At 58.1% G+C, this 19,821-nt stretch carries 21 protein-coding genes and 2 pseudogenes; 18 read left to right on the top strand and 5 right to left on the bottom strand.

The genetic code is table 11. The features are described 5' to 3' along the window. The first annotated feature begins 347 nt into the window (after nucleotides 1–347). The gene (locus AC2A6O_RS16280; RefSeq protein ID WP_498928585.1) at nucleotides 348–1,199 is read left to right on the top strand and encodes an imm11 family protein; all 852 of its coding nucleotides are present in this window, start codon (nucleotides 348–350) and stop codon (nucleotides 1,197–1,199) included. A 190-nt stretch (nucleotides 1,200–1,389) separates the two neighbouring features. On the opposite strand, the pseudogene AC2A6O_RS16275 reads toward AC2A6O_RS16280, so the two are convergent. The 3 genes and pseudogenes from AC2A6O_RS16275 to AC2A6O_RS16265 all read right to left on the bottom strand — a co-directional run. After that, nucleotides 1,390–1,800 (bottom strand): annotated as a pseudogene (locus AC2A6O_RS16275) (IS5 family transposase); the annotation flags it as partial. Further along, nucleotides 1,782–2,132: a transposase gene (locus AC2A6O_RS16270; protein WP_498928758.1), complete on the bottom strand. Its 351-nt coding sequence runs from the start codon at nucleotides 2,130–2,132 to the stop codon at nucleotides 1,782–1,784. The gene AC2A6O_RS16270 and the pseudogene AC2A6O_RS16275, both read right to left, overlap by 19 nt. 267 nt (nucleotides 2,133–2,399) lie before the next feature. Next, on the bottom strand, nucleotides 2,400–2,639 hold the full coding sequence (locus AC2A6O_RS16265; RefSeq protein WP_498928583.1) for a hypothetical protein: 240 nt from the start codon (nucleotides 2,637–2,639) through the stop codon (nucleotides 2,400–2,402). A gap of 143 nt (nucleotides 2,640–2,782) precedes the next feature. Between AC2A6O_RS16265 and AC2A6O_RS16260 the strand changes: the two genes are divergently transcribed. The 8 genes from AC2A6O_RS16260 to AC2A6O_RS16225 all read left to right on the top strand — a co-directional run bounded on the left by AC2A6O_RS16260 (nucleotide 2,783) and on the right by AC2A6O_RS16225 (nucleotide 8,706). Further along, nucleotides 2,783–4,393 (top strand): cytochrome ubiquinol oxidase subunit I, encoded by a 1,611-nt coding sequence (locus AC2A6O_RS16260; protein ID WP_148587568.1) that lies wholly within the window; start codon nucleotides 2,783–2,785, stop codon nucleotides 4,391–4,393. A 5-nt stretch (nucleotides 4,394–4,398) separates the two neighbouring features. After that, on the top strand, nucleotides 4,399–5,562 hold the full coding sequence (gene cydB / locus AC2A6O_RS16255; protein ID WP_498928581.1) for a cytochrome d ubiquinol oxidase subunit II: 1,164 nt from the start codon (nucleotides 4,399–4,401) through the stop codon (nucleotides 5,560–5,562). A gap of 16 nt (nucleotides 5,563–5,578) precedes the next feature. Then, nucleotides 5,579–5,716 (top strand): cytochrome bd-I oxidase subunit CydX, encoded by a 138-nt coding sequence (gene cydX, locus AC2A6O_RS16250; RefSeq protein WP_148587570.1) that lies wholly within the window; start codon nucleotides 5,579–5,581, stop codon nucleotides 5,714–5,716. Between the two features lie 217 nt (nucleotides 5,717–5,933). After that, entirely contained in the window at nucleotides 5,934–6,482 is a 549-nt protein-coding gene (locus AC2A6O_RS16245; protein WP_498928578.1) for a YeeE/YedE thiosulfate transporter family protein, read from the top strand. 3 nt (nucleotides 6,483–6,485) lie between these two features. Beyond that, nucleotides 6,486–7,073, top strand: coding sequence for a DUF6691 family protein (locus AC2A6O_RS16240; protein ID WP_498928576.1), 588 nt, complete (start codon nucleotides 6,486–6,488; stop codon nucleotides 7,071–7,073). A 51-nt stretch (nucleotides 7,074–7,124) separates the two neighbouring features. Then, a complete protein-coding gene (locus AC2A6O_RS16235; RefSeq protein ID WP_498928574.1) occupies nucleotides 7,125–7,262 on the top strand; it encodes a hypothetical protein in 138 nt (45 codons plus the stop codon). A gap of 17 nt (nucleotides 7,263–7,279) precedes the next feature. Beyond that, nucleotides 7,280–8,245 carry an SLAC1 anion channel family protein gene (locus tag AC2A6O_RS16230; RefSeq protein ID WP_148587573.1) on the top strand — a complete coding sequence of 322 codons (966 nt, stop codon included), beginning with the start codon at nucleotides 7,280–7,282 and terminating at the stop codon, nucleotides 8,243–8,245. Nucleotides 8,246–8,262: 17 nt separating this feature from the next. Beyond that, nucleotides 8,263–8,706 (top strand): DsrE family protein, encoded by a 444-nt coding sequence (locus AC2A6O_RS16225; RefSeq protein ID WP_498928572.1) that lies wholly within the window; start codon nucleotides 8,263–8,265, stop codon nucleotides 8,704–8,706. Between the two features lie 27 nt (nucleotides 8,707–8,733). On the opposite strand, the gene AC2A6O_RS16220 is transcribed toward AC2A6O_RS16225, so the two are convergent. After that, nucleotides 8,734–9,648: a hydrogen peroxide-inducible genes activator gene (locus AC2A6O_RS16220; RefSeq protein ID WP_498928570.1), complete on the bottom strand. Its 915-nt coding sequence runs from the start codon at nucleotides 9,646–9,648 to the stop codon at nucleotides 8,734–8,736. 101 nt (nucleotides 9,649–9,749) lie between these two features. Between AC2A6O_RS16220 and AC2A6O_RS16215 the strand changes: the two genes are divergently transcribed. From AC2A6O_RS16215 to AC2A6O_RS16195, 5 genes and pseudogenes are all read left to right on the top strand, one after another. Continuing rightward, nucleotides 9,750–10,412, top strand: coding sequence for a peroxiredoxin (locus AC2A6O_RS16215; RefSeq protein WP_498928568.1), 663 nt, complete (start codon nucleotides 9,750–9,752; stop codon nucleotides 10,410–10,412). Nucleotides 10,413–10,497: 85 nt separating this feature from the next. Then, entirely contained in the window at nucleotides 10,498–11,169 is a 672-nt protein-coding gene (locus tag AC2A6O_RS16210) for a Crp/Fnr family transcriptional regulator (protein WP_498928566.1), read from the top strand. Between the two features lie 103 nt (nucleotides 11,170–11,272). Further along, nucleotides 11,273–11,482, top strand: a complete 210-nt coding sequence (locus AC2A6O_RS16205) for a YgaP family membrane protein (protein ID WP_498928564.1) — start codon at nucleotides 11,273–11,275, stop codon at nucleotides 11,480–11,482. A 414-nt stretch (nucleotides 11,483–11,896) separates the two neighbouring features. Continuing rightward, nucleotides 11,897–12,084 (top strand): annotated as a pseudogene (locus tag AC2A6O_RS16200) (IS3 family transposase); the annotation flags it as partial. Between the two features lie 260 nt (nucleotides 12,085–12,344). Then, a complete protein-coding gene (locus tag AC2A6O_RS16195; protein ID WP_498928756.1) occupies nucleotides 12,345–13,514 on the top strand; it encodes a M20 aminoacylase family protein in 1,170 nt (389 codons plus the stop codon). Nucleotides 13,515–13,610: 96 nt separating this feature from the next. On the opposite strand, the gene AC2A6O_RS16190 is transcribed toward AC2A6O_RS16195, so the two are convergent. Then, entirely contained in the window at nucleotides 13,611–14,372 is a 762-nt protein-coding gene (locus AC2A6O_RS16190) for a helix-turn-helix domain-containing protein (protein WP_498928562.1), read from the bottom strand. A gap of 261 nt (nucleotides 14,373–14,633) precedes the next feature. Here AC2A6O_RS16190 and AC2A6O_RS16185 point away from each other — a divergent pair, with 261 nt between their 5' ends. Genes AC2A6O_RS16185 through AC2A6O_RS16170 form a run of 4 tightly spaced genes read left to right on the top strand, consistent with a single transcriptional unit; the run spans nucleotide 14,634 to nucleotide 19,762 of the window. After that, nucleotides 14,634–16,214 carry an ABC transporter substrate-binding protein gene (locus tag AC2A6O_RS16185; protein WP_498928560.1) on the top strand — a complete coding sequence of 527 codons (1,581 nt, stop codon included), beginning with the start codon at nucleotides 14,634–14,636 and terminating at the stop codon, nucleotides 16,212–16,214. Between the two features lie 50 nt (nucleotides 16,215–16,264). Then, nucleotides 16,265–17,296 (top strand): ABC transporter permease, encoded by a 1,032-nt coding sequence (locus tag AC2A6O_RS16180; RefSeq protein WP_498928558.1) that lies wholly within the window; start codon nucleotides 16,265–16,267, stop codon nucleotides 17,294–17,296. After that, nucleotides 17,293–18,117, top strand: a complete 825-nt coding sequence (locus AC2A6O_RS16175) for an ABC transporter permease (RefSeq protein WP_148587581.1) — start codon at nucleotides 17,293–17,295, stop codon at nucleotides 18,115–18,117. The genes AC2A6O_RS16180 and AC2A6O_RS16175 overlap by 4 nt, the downstream gene beginning before the upstream one ends. 19 nt (nucleotides 18,118–18,136) lie before the next feature. Continuing rightward, the gene (locus AC2A6O_RS16170) at nucleotides 18,137–19,762 is read left to right on the top strand and encodes an ABC transporter ATP-binding protein (RefSeq protein WP_498928754.1); all 1,626 of its coding nucleotides are present in this window, start codon (nucleotides 18,137–18,139) and stop codon (nucleotides 19,760–19,762) included. The last annotated feature ends 59 nt before the right edge of the window (nucleotides 19,763–19,821 follow it).

Genomic DNA, 19,821 nt, shown 5'->3' with positions numbered 1-19,821 from the left:
GTTTGTCAAATGGACCTGTCACGATTTGATCTTCATTGGCAGCGCCTTTATCGACCTTATCTGCAAAGCAAATCCAGCGCGAACGATCGTACCCCGAATGGACCGAGAAAAAGGCGGTTTCGGCCGATGGACTATCTTGCCGGTGGAAGGCTCCTTGAGACTTCTGCCGGCGCTAGATGGTCCCGGCAGAAATCGTGTTTGGCTCGGAGGAGGCCGCACAGCGGCCGGAAGAAAGCGTGGTCCGCAGGGCGAGACCAGAACAGATAGGAGCCGTGCTTGGCTCTCGTTCGCTTTCTCGTCCAAAATCGCTCTGAGTTCTGCGTACAATTCGTATGTTTCTAGGCCGTGTGGACGGATTTGATCAAGATGAAGGCCGCGGCAATTGCGACGAAGCTTCTGCAAACCGAATCAGCGCTGGTCTCGCTCGCAATTTCACGCTGTTTGCTCGGCGTAAGTTGCTGCTTGGCTTGGCAATTTTATCGGCGCGTGTTTGTGTTCAGCGCATTGGCAGCAACGCGCAGACCCAAGGTTTGCCGGATCACAGGAGTGAATTGGGCATGGAAGATAACTCAGTCGTCTACAGTCTCGGCGTTGGGGTGCAGCCCGAAAACTACATGTACACCAACTATTTTGAGGCAATCGACGGGGATCCTGAGAAAATGAGAGTGGTCGATGATACACCAGACGGAGGTGCCTGGATCTCGCCGATTGGGCTTACCGCTGGCAGGCACGTGTTACCTCAATTCGTACCAACCAAGCTTCGCAGGGGCGGGCCTGGGATCAAACGTCAACCGCTGCTCGATGTGAACCGCTGGGAAGGAGGTGCGCCGCTTGTTCCGCAAGTGTTCAAGGACATTCTTGAAGAGCTTGAGCCAGACGTTCACCAGTTCTTCCCAATGGAGTACTTCGAGAACGAGACCAAAATCGGAGAAGGCTATCTGTTTATCACTGGCAACCGTCTGGACACACTGCATGACACGCTATGCGAGCCTGGCCGTGATGACCAAGGTTTCTTGATCCGGGCGAAGAAGCCTGAAATCACAAAAATTGTGTTTTCGCTTTCGAAAATCAATGGTCACCACGCTTGGAACGAAATGTTTATTCGCCGTCCTGGCCTCAGGGTGTCGCAAGTTTTTGGCGATGCGTTGCGAGCCAAGAACCTGAGTGGCGTCAATTATCATAGCTATCGGGCTGTTTGATTTTTTAGGGGCTGATTATGGTGGAGTTCAGTGATCTTACCCGTCCGGACTTGGGCGCGTTGCTGGGGTTTGCATCCGTATACGGATCGGAGCTCCAAGGCGCTCATGTGAACGGCAAAACCAAACTTGTGCCTTCGCTCGGACGAATCTTCGATTTTAAGAGCAGCGATATGCCTGAAGGAGCGAAGCATTAGGCCGTGTAGACGGATTTGATCAAGATGAAGGCCGCGGCGATTGCGACGATGGCGCGGAAGTTTCTGGCGGTTTTCTCGCATCGCAGGGCGACGCGTTTAAAGCGTTTGAGCTTGCCCATCATTTGTTCGATGCGTGCGCGGCCGCGGTAGAGCGCTTTGGCGAAGTGCCTGGGAATGTCGCGCCGGTTTGATTTGTAAGGGATGACCGGGACAGCCCCGGCCTTTCGCGCAGCCTCTCGATTGGCATTGCTGTCATAGCCCTTGTCGGCAACGATGGCCCGATGTTTGATGTCGGGGCCGGTTTCCATGAGATCCGTAAACTGCTTGCTGTCAGAGGCTTCGCCACCGGTCAGTTCAAAGCCAAGCGGCAGGTCGCTCCGATCCGTTTTCAGATGGATCTTGGTGCCGAACCCGCCGCGCGAACGCCCGAGCGCTTGACCTTCCTGCCCCCTTTGGCGCCTGCCGCGGAAACATGGGCGCGAATAACGGTGCTATCGAACATGGCAATCAGGTGTGCCCCTTCATCAAACCCGGCCAGAATGGAAAAATAGTCCTCGAACACACCCGTCTTGCCAAGACGGTCGAACCGTTTCCAGACGCTGTTCCAGTTGCCGAACCGCTCGGGCAAAGCGCGCCAGGAGATGTTGTGAAGCGTGAAATAGTGCAGCGCCTCGAGAAACAGACGGTCATTCTTTGCCTTCGCGCCGACCCGTGGCAAGCAAGCCCGGAAAACCTCCATTGCCAGTTCGAAATCCCGTGCTGTCATCTTGGTACACATCGCCAACCTCCAAATCACGTCGGCAACCTATGAATCACTTTGAAATCAAATCCGGAATCCCAAAACCTCTACCTGAGTCAATTCGTCCACACGGCCTAGGTGGTATTATCCAAATTGTCTTTGCTTGCGGCGGCGAAATCAGGAATGAACAACCTAGTATCTGGGTTGGAATCGTAGGCCAGCTCTGCAATTTTCTCAGACGTTTTTTGAGCGTCTTCTCTGATATTTTCAAAGGTGTAATCTTGGCAGCTCCCAAGCAGCTTTGATGTCATCGTAAGTAGCGCAGAGATATTTTGACCTTTTGCGCTGATCATTCAATTGTTTCGCGTCGTCGAGCCTTTGGGCTGTTTGTTGAGCACACTCTTGTTCTTCTTGTTGTTTTTCCGCCAACCACTCTTGTTCTGCCTCTTTCTTTTTGTCTGCGATGATTTTCTGTTGGGTGTCGTGCAGGCGCTCAGGTGCTGTCACCTTATTCCTCAACATCCGATGCGCGGGTGTTTGGTGATTTGGTCACCAAACTCCCGCGCATCGGGTGATAGGGATCCTCAAATGTGTCCTGTGCTGGTTGATTTTCCGAAAAGCACAGGTCCGCAAACTGAGGAGCACACGACATGGAGCTCGATATTGTCGAGCTGTCACGCCTGCAATTCGCGATGACGGCGTTGTACCACTTCCTCTTCGTGCCGCTGACACTGGGGCTGTCGATCCTGGTCGCGATCATGGAGACCGTTTATGTAATGACCGGCCGGCCGATCTGGCGGCAGATGACGAAATTCTGGGGAACGTTGTTTGGTATCAACTTCGTTCTGGGCGTCGCAACCGGCATTACCATGGAATTCCAGTTTGGTATGAACTGGAGCTACTATAGCCACTATGTTGGAGACATTTTCGGAGCACCACTCGCAATCGAGGGGCTCATGGCCTTTTTCCTGGAAGCAACCTTCGTCGGGCTCTTCTTCTTCGGTTGGGACAAGCTCTCCAGGGTCGGGCATCTAACGGTCACCTGGCTGGTCGCGATCGGCTCCAACTTCTCAGCGCTGTGGATCCTCATTGCCAATGGCTGGATGCAGAACCCGGTTGGCGCGCAGTTCAATCCGGACACGATGCGCATGGAGATGACTTCGTTTTTCGAAGTGGTCTTCAACGAGGTTGCCCAGGCAAAATTCGTCCACACCGTCTCGGCTGGCTACGTCACCGCCTCTGTCTTCGTGCTCGGCGTGTCTGCCTGGTACCTGCTCAAGGGCAGACACATGCCGATGGCGCGCCGATCGATCACCGTTGCGGCCTCCTTCGGCCTGGCATCGGCTCTTTCCGTCGTCGTGCTGGGGGACGAATCCGGTTATTCGGCCAGTCACACACAGCGCATGAAGCTCGCCGCAATGGAAGGCATGTGGGAGACCCACGAGGCTCCGGCCCCCTTCAATCTGATCGGGCTACCCGACCAGGAAGCGCGTGAAACACATTATGCCATTGAGATCCCCTGGGTCATGGGGCTCATCGGCACCCGTTCACTCACGGAAACAATTCCCGGTATAAATGACCTGGTCGCCGAAGCCGAGAAGCGGATCGAAAGCGGAATTGCCGCCTATGACGCGCTCATGACAATTCGCGAGCAAAGGTCGGAAACAGCCCCGCAAGTGCGCGATACCTTCGAGGAAAACTCCGGCAACCTGGGATTTGCGTTCCTTCTGCTTCGCTATATGGACGACCCGAGGGACGCTACGCCCGCGGATATTGCCCGGGCAGCCGAAGACACCATTCCCGGCGTTGCGCCGCTGTTCTGGTCCTTCCGCGTCATGGTCGGTCTCGGGTTCGCCTTTATCGGGGTGATGATCTACTTCTTCTGGCGTTCCTCTTTCTGCCAGCAAAGCTATCCCCGATGGGCACTCCGGCTCGCCGTGGCGATCATTCCGGCGCCCTGGATTGCAGCAGAACTCGGTTGGTTCGTTGCCGAGTTTGGCCGTCAGCCCTGGACAGTGGACGGCATTCTGCCTACGGCCCTCTCCGTCAGCCACCTGAGCATTCAGGACGTATTGCTCACCCTCACCGGGTTTGTGACCTTCTACACGATCCTCTTCGTGGTCGAGATGAGCCTGATGCTGAAATACATCCGCAAGGGCCCTTATCAGGACGTCGAGGAGACGGAAATCTGGAACGCCCGCCACGAACACCGCTTGCGTACCCATGACGGCCAGGTGCCGTTTGCAACCCCTGCGGAGTGATTGCCATGATCCTCTTTGAACTTCTGCCCTACGACACTCTTCGCCTTATCTGGTGGCTGCTTTTGGGTGTCCTGCTGATTGGTTTCGCCCTTACGGACGGCTTCGACATGGGCGTGGGAGCGCTGCTTCCCTTTGTCGGTAGAACGGATGTTGAACGGCGCATCGTTATCAACACCGTCGGTCCCGTCTGGGAAGGAAACCAGGTCTGGTTCATTCTCGGCGGTGGCGCGATTTTTGCCGCATGGCCACCGCTTTATGCGGTCAGCTTTTCCGGATTCTATCTGGCCATGTTCGCAGTTCTAGCGGCGCTCATCTTGCGCCCCGTAGCATTCAAGTACCGGTCCAAACGTGAAAGCATCATCTGGCGAAATAGCTGGGACTGGGCTTTGTTCGTTGGCGGTGCGGTGCCAGCCCTGATCTTCGGAGTCGCAGTTGGAAACGTCCTTCAAGGCGTGCCGTTCGAACTGACGCCGGACCTCTTCTCTCGCTACGAGGGCAGTTACTACGGCAAGTTTCTGGGCCTCCTCAACCCCTTTGCATTGCTCACGGGCGTTGTATCCATTGCCATGTTGACGACCCACGGTGCAGCCTGGCTGTCATTGAAGGCAGAGGGCGTGGTCGCTGAGCGCGCGCGAAGCATCGGTGTGGTAACCGGATTGATGACGATTATCGGTTTCGCGGTGTCGGGGCTATGGTTGTTCTTGGTGATCGAAGGGTATGCCCTCACAGGTGACATCGTGACGGACGGACCGTCGAACCCGCTCTACTCCGAAGTTCAGCGAACCTCTACATGGCTGTCCGCCTATGTGGCCAGACCATGGATCATCATTGCTCCCGTGCTCGGTTTCGCGGGCATGACGATGGCTGTGCTCGGCCTGCGCAAGGGCCGCGAAGTCTCTACTCTGCTGTGGTCCAAACTCGGCATTTTTGGAGCAATCTCGACCGTAGGTCTAACAATGTTTCCGTTTATCTTGCCGTCATCTCTCCACCCGAACTCTTCGCTGACGGTCTGGGACAGTTCGTCCTCTCACCAGACGCTTTTCATCATGCTGGTGGTCACGGTGATCTTCATGCCGTTGATCCTGGCCTACACCGCTTGGGTCTACAAAGTGCTCTGGGGCAAGGTCACCGAAGCGGACGTTACCGGAAACTCGGACACTGTCTACTGAGATAAGGAGCAAAACCATGTGGTACTTCGCCTGGCTTCTGGGTCTGCCGCTCGCCGCGATATTTGCCGTGATGAACGCGATGTGGCTCGAACTGCAGCGGGATCGTGTCCTCGCCGACGAGCACGAGGAACGCCCACCTGCCGTTCACGGATAAAGGTGATGAGGCCGGCCATGGAGGCCGGCCTTTTCTCGCTGCCCAGCGCCACCGGCCTTCAGTGTGAGAGGAAGAGCCGGAATAAAGGAAACTCCTGTCCGTTGGTGACCAAGTCACCGAGTGATGCAGGCACGACATGCTAGGAAATCGGGAACTGCCGGTGAAAGGCGAAATGTTTCGCATGGTCTGCCGGCCCGATACCAAAGGAGATGTCGAAATGACCTGGGACTGGAGACTAGGTGGCGTCCTGCTCGGTGCGGTCTTCTTTGCCGCGGTGCTTCTCATGAAGCCCATCGGCGTCAGCACGCAGTTCGTGATCCTTGATGCAATCGTTACGGATGTTGTTACGCCCGATTTCATCACCAGGACCGCAGACGGTTACACATCGACGAATGCCTACATGGCCAAGTCGAACGGCAAATATGCCGGTAATGCCGCAAACCCGTTGAACTACAGTTTCGTTTTTGTGCTGGCCATGGCGGCGGGCGCCTTCGTCTCAACGCTGCTCAAGGGCGGCATCGGACGACAGGAGCGCCGTCTGCCTGCTGTCTGGCGGGCCAACTTTGGCGACACACCGTGGAAGCACTACGCGGTGGCCTTTGCGGGAGGCTTTGTCGTGCTTTACGGCGCGCGTCTTGCCGGTGGCTGCACCTCCGGACACATGATGAGCGGCATGATGCAGACGTCCCTGTCCGGTTACATCTTCGCCCTCGGCGCCTTTCTCGCAGCCGTTCCTACAGCCCTCTTCATGTACAGGGAGGATTGACCGATGACCCTCGTACTCGCCATTGCGATCGGTGCCGCATTCGGCTTCGTCCTGGACCGGATCGGGGCCACCAACCCCAATGTCATCATCGGCATGCTGACATTACGGCGCCTGAACCTGATGAAAACCATCCTTCTGGCCATCGGAACCGGTTCGATCCTGATGTTCGGAGGCCAGATGCTCGGGCTTGTGGATGTCGGCCACATGTCGGTCAAGGCGGCCTATGCAGGCGTCTTTATCGGCGGACTGCTGCTCGGTGTCGGCTGGGCGGCTGCCGGCTACTGTCCGGGCACGGCCATCGGCGCCGCTGCTGCCGGTCGAAGAGGTGCATTGATCTTCGTCGTCGGCGGTCTGTTCGGAGCCGCCGCATACATGGCGACCTATCCAATGTGGAAGGCCTCCGGACTGCTTGATGACATCGCAGGCGGCAAGGTCACGCTAGGCTCCGTACCCGGCTCTGCCTATGAGAGCATCTGGACCGTTCAGGGCGATCTTCTGGGCATTGCACTGGGGGCAGTTTTCGTTGCCGTCGCGTTCGCCCTGCCGCAGCGCCTGACGGGAGATGCGACAGGCAAGCTTCCGGCCGAATAACACGGGAGCCAAAAGGCCAACCCGAACTCATCAAACTAAAGGGCGATCATCATGTTGAACGGCAAGATCGCGCTGGACGAAGAATGTCACAAGGGATGGCTCGAACGTCAGCGCGACCTGATCGAACGACCTGGCAAGAAAATCCACAACGCCAATACGGTCAGTTTCGGCGAAGACCATTCCGAATAACCGCAGGATTGAAAACCATGACCGTTGATACCGGACAGGCGGCACTGCCGTCACGACTGGAACATTTTCCGATCAGCATCTTCGGCGTCACGATGGGGCTATTCGGTCTGGCTCTGGCGTTGCACGCCTGCGGCGTTGCCGGGGCTTCCTCGGCCGTTGGCTGGACCGCTTTTGCGGTTTTGGTGTTGCTTGCCGCGATATATCTGCTCAAGGCGCTGCGCCATCCGGAATCCGTTGCCGCGGAGTGGCACCATCCGGTAAGGCTCGCCTTTTTTCCGGCGACCGCAATCTCGCTGTTGCTTTTTGCGACTTTCCTGCGTGAACAGAACCCTGCAGCAGCTAATATCGTCTGGATTATCGGAGCGTCGGCACAGGCAGTCTTCACGCTTGTCGTGGTGACGGCCTGGATCTCCCATCGCTCCTTCGGCCCAGGTCAGCTCTCTCCGGCCTGGTTCATACCGGCGGTAGGCAACGTTGTTGTTCCGCTCGCCGGTGTCCCGTTGGGCCATATCGAGGCGAGCTGGTACTTCTTCTCGGTCGGCATCGTTTTCTGGATCGTCTTGCTGACACTTGTCTTCAACCGGCTCATCTTTCACGATCCGCTTCCCGGCAAACTGCGTCCGACACTGGTGATCCTGATCGCCCCGCCCGCTGTCGCCTTTCTCGCCTGGATTCAACTGTCGAACGGCGCCGTGGATGCACCGGCCCGGCTGCTGCTGAACATCGGTTACTTCTTTACCGCGCTTGTTGCGATCCAGGTCCCTGCGCTGTTGCGGCTTCCGTTTGCACTGCCGTTCTGGGCCCTGTCATTCCCACTGGCCGCCATGACCACAGCCAGCTTCCGCTTTGCTGCACTTGATGGCTCCGCGCCACACCGCGTGATCGGCTGGACCTTGCTGGCGCTTCTCATTCTCACCATCGCAGCGCTGACTGTCCGAACTATCCGCGCTGTCGTGGCACGGGAGATCTGCCAACCTGAATGAACCTGAAAGGAAGCCCCATGAAGTTCCTGACCCGTGCTCTCTCAGTCGCGGTAATCTGCGCCGCAACCGTAACCACCGTCACAGCGCAGGAAGCGAAGAAACTCGTGACCGTGGTGACCTCGGCCGAACCTCAGACCCAGTTGATGGCAATGGTGCTGACGATGCAGGCGGCGCAAAAGGGTGCCGAAACGCACATCCTGCTCTGCGGACCGGCGGGAGATATCGCATTGCGCGACGCTCCGGAGAGCGCAACCTCCGGCCAGCCTCCGCGTGATATGAGCCCCCAGGGGCTTATGCAGACAATCCGTCAGAAAACCGGGGCCTCGGTCGAGGTTTGCGCGATTTACCTGCCAGGACGCGGTGAAGACCCGTCGGTCCTGCTTGAAGGTATCGGGGTGGCAAAGCCCGACGAGATTGCGGCACGACTATTGGCTGACGGTACGCGCGTGCTCAGCTTTTGAAGCAGGTTTGACCGGAGGCGCTGGCCGTCACCTTGAAGCGGCATCTTGCAGATGGTCCCTGGCGTCGCGCAGGTGAGCGCCTATCCGGCCATATAGATCACCCTGTGCTGAGGACTTGCGCCACGCCAGAGCCACCCGGCGTGGACACGCGTCGGGCAGCTCGGACAGGCTCAGAGCGTGCCCCTTTGTAACGCCGGCATCCAGAGCAAGCTGCGGCAAGAGGGTGATGCCAAGTCCTTCCTCCACCATTGCGACAAGCGTTGGCAGGCTTGTGGCAGCAAAACTCTCGTCTTCATTGAGCCGAACTTCCGGGAAACTGGACAGCGCGTGGCGCTGAAGGCAATGCCCGCGTTCGAGAAGAAGCAGCTGCCGTCCGGACAAGTCCTCCCCTGCGAGCGACTTCCGGTTCGCCAGGGGATGACTCAACGGGACGGCAAGACGATAGCCGTCGGCAAAAAGCTCCTCGGCGGCAACCTGAGACGGCAACTCATATGGCAGGGCGATCAGTATGAGGTCGAGCCGTCCGTCAACCAGTCCCGCGATGAGCGCGTCAGTCAATTCCTCACGCAGATAAAGCTTCATATCCGGATATGCCGCGCGGAGCAGCGGCATGGCTCTCGGCATGAGAAACGGGCCAATGGTCGGGATCGCTCCCAGCCGAAGCTGCGTGGTCCCGGCCTCAACCTCGCGGTCGGCGCGGTCTTCGAAGTCCTTCACGCGGGCGAGCACATCTCGTGCACGATCCGCAAGATCTTCGCCGACCGGGGTCATCATGACCGAATGCTTGGTCCGTTCCGCCACCTGCACACCCAGCCTGTCTTCAAGTTCTTTCAGGCCGTTCGAAAGCGTGGATTGCGTGACATGACACAGTTCAGCCGCGCGGGAGAAATTTCTCGTTTCCGCAAGGGCCGTGAGAAACCGAAGCTGTCTGAGAGTGGTCATCTTCTGATCGTTTTTTTGAATTACAGAACGCGATTAAATCAATTTCCAATATAACGAGCAAGTTCATACTTTTGGCAGGCAACCACTCAAGGAGCCTATCGATGACTGCTGAAACCCCTGCCTCAAACGATCGTAATGTCGGCCTGCCACGCCTGAACGAGCCGGCTCCCGACTTCTGCGCACTGACCACACACGGAACGAAATCCCTCTCGGACTTCCGTGGCAAATGGCTGATCCTTTTCTCGCACCCGGCCGACTTCACCCCGGTGTGCACGACTGAATTCACCGCCTTCGCTCGCCGGGCTGAAGACTTCGCCAGGCTCGATACAGAGCTACTTGGCCTGTCCATCGACAGTCACTACGCTCACATCGCATGGGTTCGCTCGATCAAGGAGACCTTCGACGTCACCATTCCGTTCCCGATCATTGCCGATCTGGATATGAAGGTGGCACAGGCATTCGGCATGATCCAGCCCGGCGCATCCGACACCCAAGCGGTTCGGGCGACCTTCATAATCGATCCAGAAGGCATTCTGCGGGCAATGGTCTATTACCCCATGACCAACGGCCGCTCAGTCGATGAATTCTTCCGCCTGGTCCAGGCGCTTCAGACTTCGGACGCGCACAAGGTGGCGACGCCCGAGAACTGGAGGCCGGGCGAGGACGTTATCGTGCCGACACCCCAGACGACAGATGCGGCAGATGCGCGAATGAACGAAGGCTACCAGACCAAGGACTGGTATTTTTCGACGCGCGCAATCTGACGACCCGCGTGCAAAACTGGTATTCGAGTCGCACGGCGGTAGCACCGCCGTGCAAACTGACTTTATTGGAATCGGAGCACGCTTCATGAATCACCTGGCAGACAACTGGATTGACCGGTTTCAGGGGCTCAGGGGGCTTCCCGCAGACATTCGGGCGGACCTGAAAAGCGGAAGCAGGATCGTCTCGGTTCCTGCCGGCACCCGGGTCTTCGAACCCGGCCAGTCCGCAGACAATCTCCTCTTGCTGCTGGAAGGTACGGTGCGTGTCCAGCACCACTCGGCAACCGGACGTGACGTGCTGCTTTACCGGGTTCATGCCGGCGAAAGCTGCGTGCTGACCACCGCGTGCATGCTGGCATTCGAGAACTATTCCGCCGAAGGCATTGCAGAAACAGCGGTGACTGCAGCAGCAATCCCACGAAAGGTCTTCGACGAGCTCGTAGCACATTCGTCCATATTCAGAGAGTTTGTTTTCACAGCATATTCCCGCCGGATAACCGACCTTTTCACCCTAATCGACGACATCGTGTTTCAACGCATGGATGTTCGTCTCGCGTCCCGTCTCTTGGAGCTTGCCAATGCCGACGGCTATGTCCATGCGACCCATGCGGTCCTCGCTTCTGAGCTGGGAACGGCACGCGAGGTGATCTCGCGAACGCTCTCGGAGTTTCATCGCCGCGGCTGGATCGAACAGTTGCGAGGCGAAATACGCCTGGTGGGACGGGAGGGACTGGAACAACTTGTCCGCTCTGTGTGAACCAGGCACAGGAACAGGGTTTGCGGACGGTGACCAAGTCACACAATACCGGCTGCTGGGCATGCGATTGTTCGCTTCCTCGGATTCCATCAAGGAGCAGAACATGAAAAGAAATATGGGAACCATTGATCGCGGCATTCGCGTGTTTGTCGCAATCATTCTCTTGGGCATTAGCTTTGGATCGGCGTTCGCCTCAAGCGGCGTCTTGCATTGGGTGTTGATCGCCGTTGCTCTTGTTTTCCTTCTCACGGCAGCAGTTGGAAATTGCCCTCTCTACAGCCTCATTGGCATCAGGACCTGTAAAGCGAGCTGAGTCATCGAGCCTGCCGTCTACCTCATCAGGCCCAGTCCAATGAGTTTTATGGGGGGTGTCGCAAGTTTCGTCAGCAAGCGGACCTCCCACGTTTTGGGAACGGCTTTCGGGCTTCGTTCCGGCATCGCAAATTATTGAATTCACTCATGCCGACGGGATCACTCGGTGAAGCCGTCGGCATTCTTCGCCCTGAAATTTTCCCGGGTGTATGCAACACCGCCATTGGTCAACGACAACACATTGGACCGACAGTTTGATGTGGTCCCCCCCACCGGATCTGGGTACGAACATCCCCGACGTCAGGATACGGGAAGGCTTTGCATATTTTTTTGGAGGGGGTGATCGATCTCTACTCCCGCCGTGTCGCAGGCCTCCTCTCGGCGATGCGTTACATCGCCTGCCGGGCAATGGAGGAGCCGGCACGGGACCGGCCACGACAACGCTGTTGCCGAGAGCTTCTTCAACCTGTTGAAGCGCGAGCGGATACGGCGCCGAGCCAACAAAACTCGCGAAGACGTCGGCCGGATGTGTTCGATACCATCGAGATGTTCTACGACCCGAGGCGAAAGCACGTCAGGAACGGGAGGCTGTCACCCATCTAGTTCGAACGGCAGCAGAAAATGCAGGCCGAGGGCGTCTGGCAACCCGAGGCTATCCACTATTCAGTCGCTCCTCGTGAACCCCTAAATTCATGAGTTTACGGCCTAAATTCAATCCATCAAATGCCGGGACTAAACAAACTAGGGTTGACTTGCTCCCTCTGGAGCCTGAGAAGCTGCGCCGCGATGGAGGCGATAGCCGTCCATGTCAGATCCTTCCCGCCACCGTCTATCAATACCCAAAAACTGCAAGGAAATGCCTTATGGCAATCAAGAATCGCTTTGCCGATTTGCTTTCGGAAATCAGTGCATGGCGCCGCGACATCCACGCGAATCCCGAACTGGGTTTCACGGAAACGCGCACGGCCGGCAAAGTTGCTGAACTTCTAAGATCCTTTGGCTGTGAAGAAGTCGTCGAAAACGTCGGTAAGACCGGCGTTGTCGCTGTCATCAAAGGACGCGGCGGCGAAGGCAAGTCCATTGCGCTGCGCGCAGATATGGACGCCCTGCCGATTACCGAACTGACCGGCGTTGAGTATGCCTCCGTAAATCAGGGTAAAATGCATGCCTGTGGTCACGATGGTCATACGGCTATGCTGCTCGGCGCCGCCAAATACCTGTCAGAAACCCGCAATTTCGCCGGTCAGGCCGTGCTGATTTTCCAGCCCGGTGAAGAGGGGTGTTTTGGTGCGCGCTGTATGCTGGAAGACGGGCTTTTGGAGCGTTGGAACATTGATGAAGTCTACGGCATGCACAACTGGCCCGGCATGCCGGTTGGCAGTTTCGCCGGTCGCGCAGGCCCGAACATGGCAGCCGTCGGCAATCCGACCATCAAGATCACGGGCAAGGGCGGTCATGCTGCAGAGCCGCACGATTGCATTGACCCAATGCCAGTGGCCGCTCAGATCATCATGGCCTGCCAGACCATTGTCTCGCGCAATGCCGATCCGCTCGAATCGCTTGTCATTTCGCTGACAAACCTGACATCGGATTCAACCGCCAGAAACGTGATCCCGGAGACGGTTGAAATTACCGGTACGGTGCGCGCACTCAGTGACGACATGATGAAGTTTGCCGAAAAACGGATTGGCGAAATCTGTGCCGGTATTGCACTGAGTGCCAACGTCAAGATCGAGTTCTCGTTCGCTGCAGGCTATCCGGTCACGGTGAATGATCCTGCTTCAATGGAGGCAGCCGTGGCCGTGGCCCGTGAAATCGCCGGCGCCGAGAATGTCGATGATGATATGGCGCCGTCCATGGGTGCAGAAGATTTCGCGTACTTCCTGCAGAAGCGACCGGGCGCCTTCATCAATCTAGGCAATGGTGACAGTGCCGGTCTGCACTCGCCCTATTACAACTTCAACGACGAAGCCATTCCATTCGGATCCAGCTGGCTGGTCGGAATGGTGGAAGCACGCAGCCCGCTCAGCTGATCGGTGCCTTTGAACCGCCCTGGAAAAGAGCCGACTTGGCTCTTTTCCTGTTTTTACCAACCTCAACAACTATGAATATCCGGGACGCTCTGTTTTTTACCGTGTGGCGACAAGCGTGTGGTTTTCGCCGTCGACGTTCAGATAGCGGCGCACGGGGAGGGGCAGTTTCGGCGATTTTTCATTGAACAGGCCACATCCTTCCAACAGCTGCCGCTTGTCCGGGTTCGGACCCACCGCGCGCCATATGGTCCGCGTGGAATAGGGCAGGTTTTCCTCACGCCAGGAAACGCCGGTCGTCACCCCGCGCAGATAGGTGCGCTGGTGTTCTGCAAACGGCATCAGTGTAGTCTGACACAGGAAAGAATGTTCGCTCATGCCGCGCTCGACGATAAAAAGCCGGTTGCGCCAGTAGGCGGCCAGTCCGGAATATTTCGAAAGCTGCCGAATCTCCAGGTCCCGATCATAGATCCGCTCGATCGTTTTCACCGTGACCTGACCGTTGTGTTCCTCGAGTCTGGCAAAGCTTCGGACGATTGTTCCGGGCCATGACAGGCTTTTGTGGTAAATTTCGTAATAGCCTGCGTACTGGCGCAGCTCCGGCAGGTTTCCGGGAAACCCCTCCCGCAACAGGAAATTCGGCCCGATGGTTTCATCTGGCTTGCCCAGTATGTCCTGAAAATGCTTCTCCGGCAGCAGGAAGTCCTGCGGTTTAAGTTTGAAGTACCGCGCAATTTTCCCCGCATTAAAAGGCGAAGGACGAGTTTGCGCGGCAAGATAGCGGTTGAACTGTTGCCTGTTGATCCCGATCTCGCGACAGATTGCTGTAATCGACGGACGGGTATCGCAGGCAAGCCTCAAATTGGCCGCGAAACGACTTTTGTTACTGTTTTTCAATCTGTTCGGAGCCGATCATAATAGCGTCAAGTAGCGTCACTGTGCATCAATAAGCGAAGTTGTCCGGCTTGCGCAAGCCGCTTATGCAGCTGCACATGAATTCTGACAGACCCGTCAACCGCGCCTCCAGGCATCCCGATACGACCTTTTGCGACTATTCAGCATCCGTAATCGTGAAGCGGCACGGGCGATATGTGAAACGCTAGAAAAGACCGGCAAAGCCAAATGAAAAAAACGAAATCAACCATTCAGAAATCCGGCCTTGATCGCCGCGCCTTTCTTGCCTCTACCGCTGCTGTCGGGTTTGCGGCAACCGCTTCCGGGCTTTTGGTGCCGAGCGAAAGCCAAGCTGCCGAAGAACCGCAGCGCGGTGGCCACCTCGTCCTCGGTCTTGACCGCGGGCAGACGACCGATGTTCTTGATCCCGGCACCTACACCGGCAGCGCCATGTTCCTGGTCGGCTTCACCTGGGGCGACAGGCTGGTCACCACCGATCCGGTGTCCGGCGAGGCGCTCCCCAGCCTTGCCGAAAGCTGGACATCTTCCGAAGATGCAAAGGTCTGGACCTTCAAATTGCGCAAGGATGTGCGCTTTCATGACGGCACGCCGTTCACCGTCAACGATGCCGCCCAGACGCTCCGCCGGCATTCCGACAAGGACTCCACCTCCGCAGCACTCGGCCTTCTCAAAGGGATCGAAACCATCGAGGAAAAAGGCGGCGATCTTGTCATTACGCTGAAGAACGGCAACGCCGACCTGCCGCTGACGCTGACCGACTACCATCTGCAGATCCAGAAGAACGGCGGCATGGACGATCCGAACAACGCGATCGGCACGGGGCCTTACAAGCTCGAAAGCTTCGAGCCGGGCATTCGCATCACCTTTTCCAAGAATGAAGATGACTGGAACGAGGATCGCGGTTTCGTCGACAGCGTCGAGGTGCTCGTCATCAACGACAATACAGCCCGCATCGCGGCGCTCTCGTCCGGCAAGGTGCATTTCATCAACACGCTCAGCCCGAAGACGATGCCATTGCTGTCGCGGGCGCCGAACATCGAGACCATCAGCACCAAGGGCAAGGGCTTCTATTCCTTCCTGATGCAAGGCGACACCGCACCTTTCGACAATAACGACCTCAGAATGGCGCTGAAACTCGCCATCGACCGCGAGGCGCTGCTGAAAACCGTTCTCGGCGGTTATGGCACGTTGGGCAACGACTATCCCGTCAATGATGCCTATGCGCTGGCGCCGACCGACATTCCGCAGCGCGCCTACGACCCGGAAGAAGCGGCCCATTATTACAAGAAATCCGGCCATGACGGCCCGATCCTACTACGCACCTCCGATGGTGCCTTTACCGGCGCGATCGACGCCTCCGTGCTGTTCCAGGCAAATGCGAAGAAAGCAGGGATCGACATCCAGCTCCAGCGTGAGCCTTCCGACGGATACTGGTCGAATATCTGGAACAAGAAGCCGTTCGTAGCTGCTTACTGGGGCGGCCGCGCAACGCAGGATCTCCGCTACACCACCAGCCAGCTTTCGACGGCGCCCTGGAACGACACCCATTTCAACGACCCCGAGTTCGACAAGATGCTGCTTGAGGCCCGCGCCGAAACCAATCAGGAAAAGCGCCGCGCGCTCTACCGCGAGATGGCGATCAAGGTACGCGACAACAGCGGCCTGATCCTGCCCGTGTTCAACAACTTCCTCAACGCCCGTTCGGTGAAGATGAAGGGCTGGATTGACGATGTCGGCAACGACCTCTCCAACGGACAGCTCGCCAGCCGCGCCTGGCTCGTCTCCTGATCCCACTAACGAGGAAGCCGCGGGCAAGACCCGCGGCTTTCGTGGACACCATGACAGAAAACCAACCCGTTACCTCCGCCACCGGCAAAGCGCCGGTTCCCGGCCCGCTCGCGGTTTTGCGCGCGCGCTTTCCCATGGGAAGCCGCATTGGCGAGCGGTTCCTACTCGGCATCGGCCTGCTGTTTGCCAGTTCGGTCCTGATTTTTGCCGGGATCGAGATCCTGCCCGGCGATTTTGCCGAGACCTATCTCGGTCAATCCGCAACGCCACAGGCAATCGCCAATCTGAGCGCCGAATTCGGCCTCGACCAGCCTCTCGTAACCCGCTATTTCGACTGGCTTTTCAATGTATTGCATGGCGATTTCGGCAATTCTTGGGCCAGCGGCCAATCGGTCAGCACACAGATTGCAGACCGTCTGGGCAATTCGCTGATTCTGGCTGGCGCCGCGGCGATCATTGCCGTTCCGCTCGCCGTAGGCCTCGGCCTTCTCGCCGTGCTTTATCGCGACCGTCTGGTCGACCGGCTGATCAACCTCATCTCGCTTGCCGCAGTCTCGCTGCCAGAATTCTTCGTCGCCTACCTGTTGATCATGGTTTTCGTGGTCCAGCACCCCGTCACGACGTTTCCGGCCACGGTCTATGACAGCATGACCCTTCTGGAGAAGCTTCAGACCATCATTCTGCCGGTGGCAACCCTGGTTCTGGTGGTGATCGCGCACATGATGCGCATGACGAGGGCCGCCATCATCAATGTCATGGCGTCGGCCTATATGGAGACAGCCGAACTCAAAGGTATCGGCGCCTTGCGGGCGATCGTGAAACATGCCGCGCCCAACGCGCTGGCGCCGATCATCAATGTCGTCGCGCTCAACCTCGCCTATCTGATCGTTGGCGTCGTCGTGGTTGAAGTGGTCTTCGTCTATCCCGGCATGGGTCAGTACATGGTGGATGCTGTGACCGTGCGCGATCTGCCGGTGGTGCAGGGCTGCGGCTTGGTGTTCGCGGCGATCTACATTCTTCTGAACATGACCGCCGATATTCTGTCCATTCTTGCCAATCCGCGTCTGAGGCATCCACGATGAATATCCGTTCTGTTTCCCTGACGGCATGGATCGGCATGACCGGTATCGCCATAGCCGTCATCGCCGCCGCCTTCGCTCCCTGGCTTGCACCCTACGGCGAGAACCAGGTTGTCGGGGCCCCCTGGGAGGCGGCCAGCCAGGCCTTTCCGCTCGGTCTCGACAATCTCGGCCGGGATCTGCTGTCGCGCATGATCTACGGCGCCAGGATGACGCTGTTCGTGTCGTTCTGCGCCACCGTTCTCTCCTTTTCGTTGGGCGTTGTGCTCAGTTTCGTTGCGGCAGTCACGCGCGGATTTGTCGATATGGGTCTGTCACGCCTCAATGACCTGATGATGTCGATCCCGACGCTGATTTTCGCGCTGATCGTGCTGGCGGCGCTGCCGCAGAATCTGGCGGTGCTGATCGGCGTCATGGCGGTGCTCGATTCCACCCGCGTCTTCCGCCTCGGCCGGGCGCTGGCGGGCGACATCGCGGTCATGGACTTTGTCGAGGCGGCAAGATTGCGCGGTGAGAAGACGCTGTGGATCGTTTTCCGCGAGATCCTGCCGAACGCGATGACACCGCTTCTGGCCGAATTCGGCCTGCGCCTCGCCTTCGCCGTTTTGTTCATCTCGACCCTGTCGTTCCTCGGGCTCGGCATCCAGCCGCCGACCGCCGACTGGGGCGGCATGGTGAAGGACAACAAGGACGGTATCATCTTCGGCATTTCCGCTGCCCTTGTGCCGGGTGCAGCGATTGCCGTGCTGACCATCTCGATCAATCTCGTCGTCGATTGGCTGCTGAATCGCACGTCCAGCCTAAAAGGAGGCCGCGGTGGCTGAGCTTCGAAAACCAGACGAAATACCCCTTCTGGAGGTCCGCAACCTTGAGATCGGCGCCATGGCCTATCCGCCGGGCGAGCGTCCCCATCCCATCGAGATCGTCAAGGGTGTGAGCTTTACGCTGGAAAGCGGCAAGGTTCTCGGCCTGATCGGTGAATCAGGCGCCGGCAAATCCACGATCGGGCTTTCACCGCTGGCCTACGGGCGCGGCGGCGTCACGATTACCGGCGGCGAGGTTCTGCTGGATGGCGTCGACATCCTGAAACTCGGCAAGGCCGGTACACGCGCTATCCGCGGCGCGCGGGTCTGCTACGTCTCGCAATCGGCAGCTGCCTCGTTCAACCCCGCCCACAAGCTCGGCAATCAGGTGATCGAAGCGACGGTGCGCCATGGGTTGATGAGCCGCTCGGAAGCCCGTGCTCGCGCAGTCGAACTGTTCGGAATTCTCGGACTGCCGGAGCCGGAAACCTTCGGCGACCGATACCCCCACCAGGTCTCAGGCGGACAGTTGCAGCGCGCCATGACGGCGATGGCGCTGTGCAGCCGGCCGGAACTCATCATCTTCGATGAACCGACCACCGCGCTGGACGTCACCACCCAGATTGACGTTCTGGCGGCCATCAAGACCGCGATCGTGAAAACCGGAACCGCAGCGCTGTACATCACCCATGACCTGTCGGTCGTGGCGCAGGTGGCCGATGACATCATGGTGTTGCGCAACGGCGAAACCGTGGAATACGGCAGCGTCGAGAAGATCATTGAGAACCCCGACGCCGACTATACCCGCGAACTGGTGAATGTCCGCGCAATCCGGAACGAGGAAGCCGGCGACCAGTCCGGCCGCGTCTTGGAGATGAAAAACATCTCGGCCTCCTATGGTACAACGCCGGTTCTGTTCGACGTGTCGCTACACGTTCCAAAAGGGCAGACGCTCGCCATCGTCGGCGAATCCGGATCGGGGAAGTCGACGCTGGCGCGGGTGGCCACGGGGCTTCTGCCACCGACATCGGGCAGCGTGCGCTTTGACGGACAGGAATTACCGCCGGCGCTGAAGAACCGCAGCCGCGAAGAATTGCGCAAGCTGCAGCTGATCTATCAGATGGCAGATACCGCGATGAACCCGCGTCAGACCGTTGGCGCGATCATCGGCAGGGTCGTGACGTTTTATGACGGCCTGCGTGGATCCGCACGCCGCAACCGGGTCAACGAATTGCTCGAACAGATCGAAATGGGCAGCGGCTTTTACGACCGTTATCCTGCCGAGCTGTCGGGTGGCCAGAAACAGCGTGTGGCCATTGCCCGCGCGCTTGCCGCAGAGCCGGAGCTGATCATCTGCGACGAGCCGACATCGGCGCTTGACCCGCTGGTTGCCGACGGCATTTTGAAACTGCTGCTGCAGCTTCAGAAGGAGAAGCAGCTTTCCTATGTTTTCATCACCCACGATATCGCCATTGTCCGCGCCATAGCCGACAGTGTCGCGGTGATGCACCGGGGCAGACTTGTCCGCTTCGGCCCCAAGTCACAGGCGCTGACCCCGCCTTTCGACGATTATACCGATCTGTTGCTGAAATCCGTGCCGGAGATGAAAATCGGCTGGCTGGAAGACGTGCTCGCCAGCCGCAGGATTTCCAGCGCCGGCAACTGACACATCAAGGCCGGGCCGCAGACTGGCGGCTCGCGCCCGTTTCCCGATAATATCCGAAT

The organism is Labrenzia sp. ATLA3 (assembly GCF_057180185.1).
This window is presented reverse-complemented; position numbering and strand designations above follow the sequence as displayed.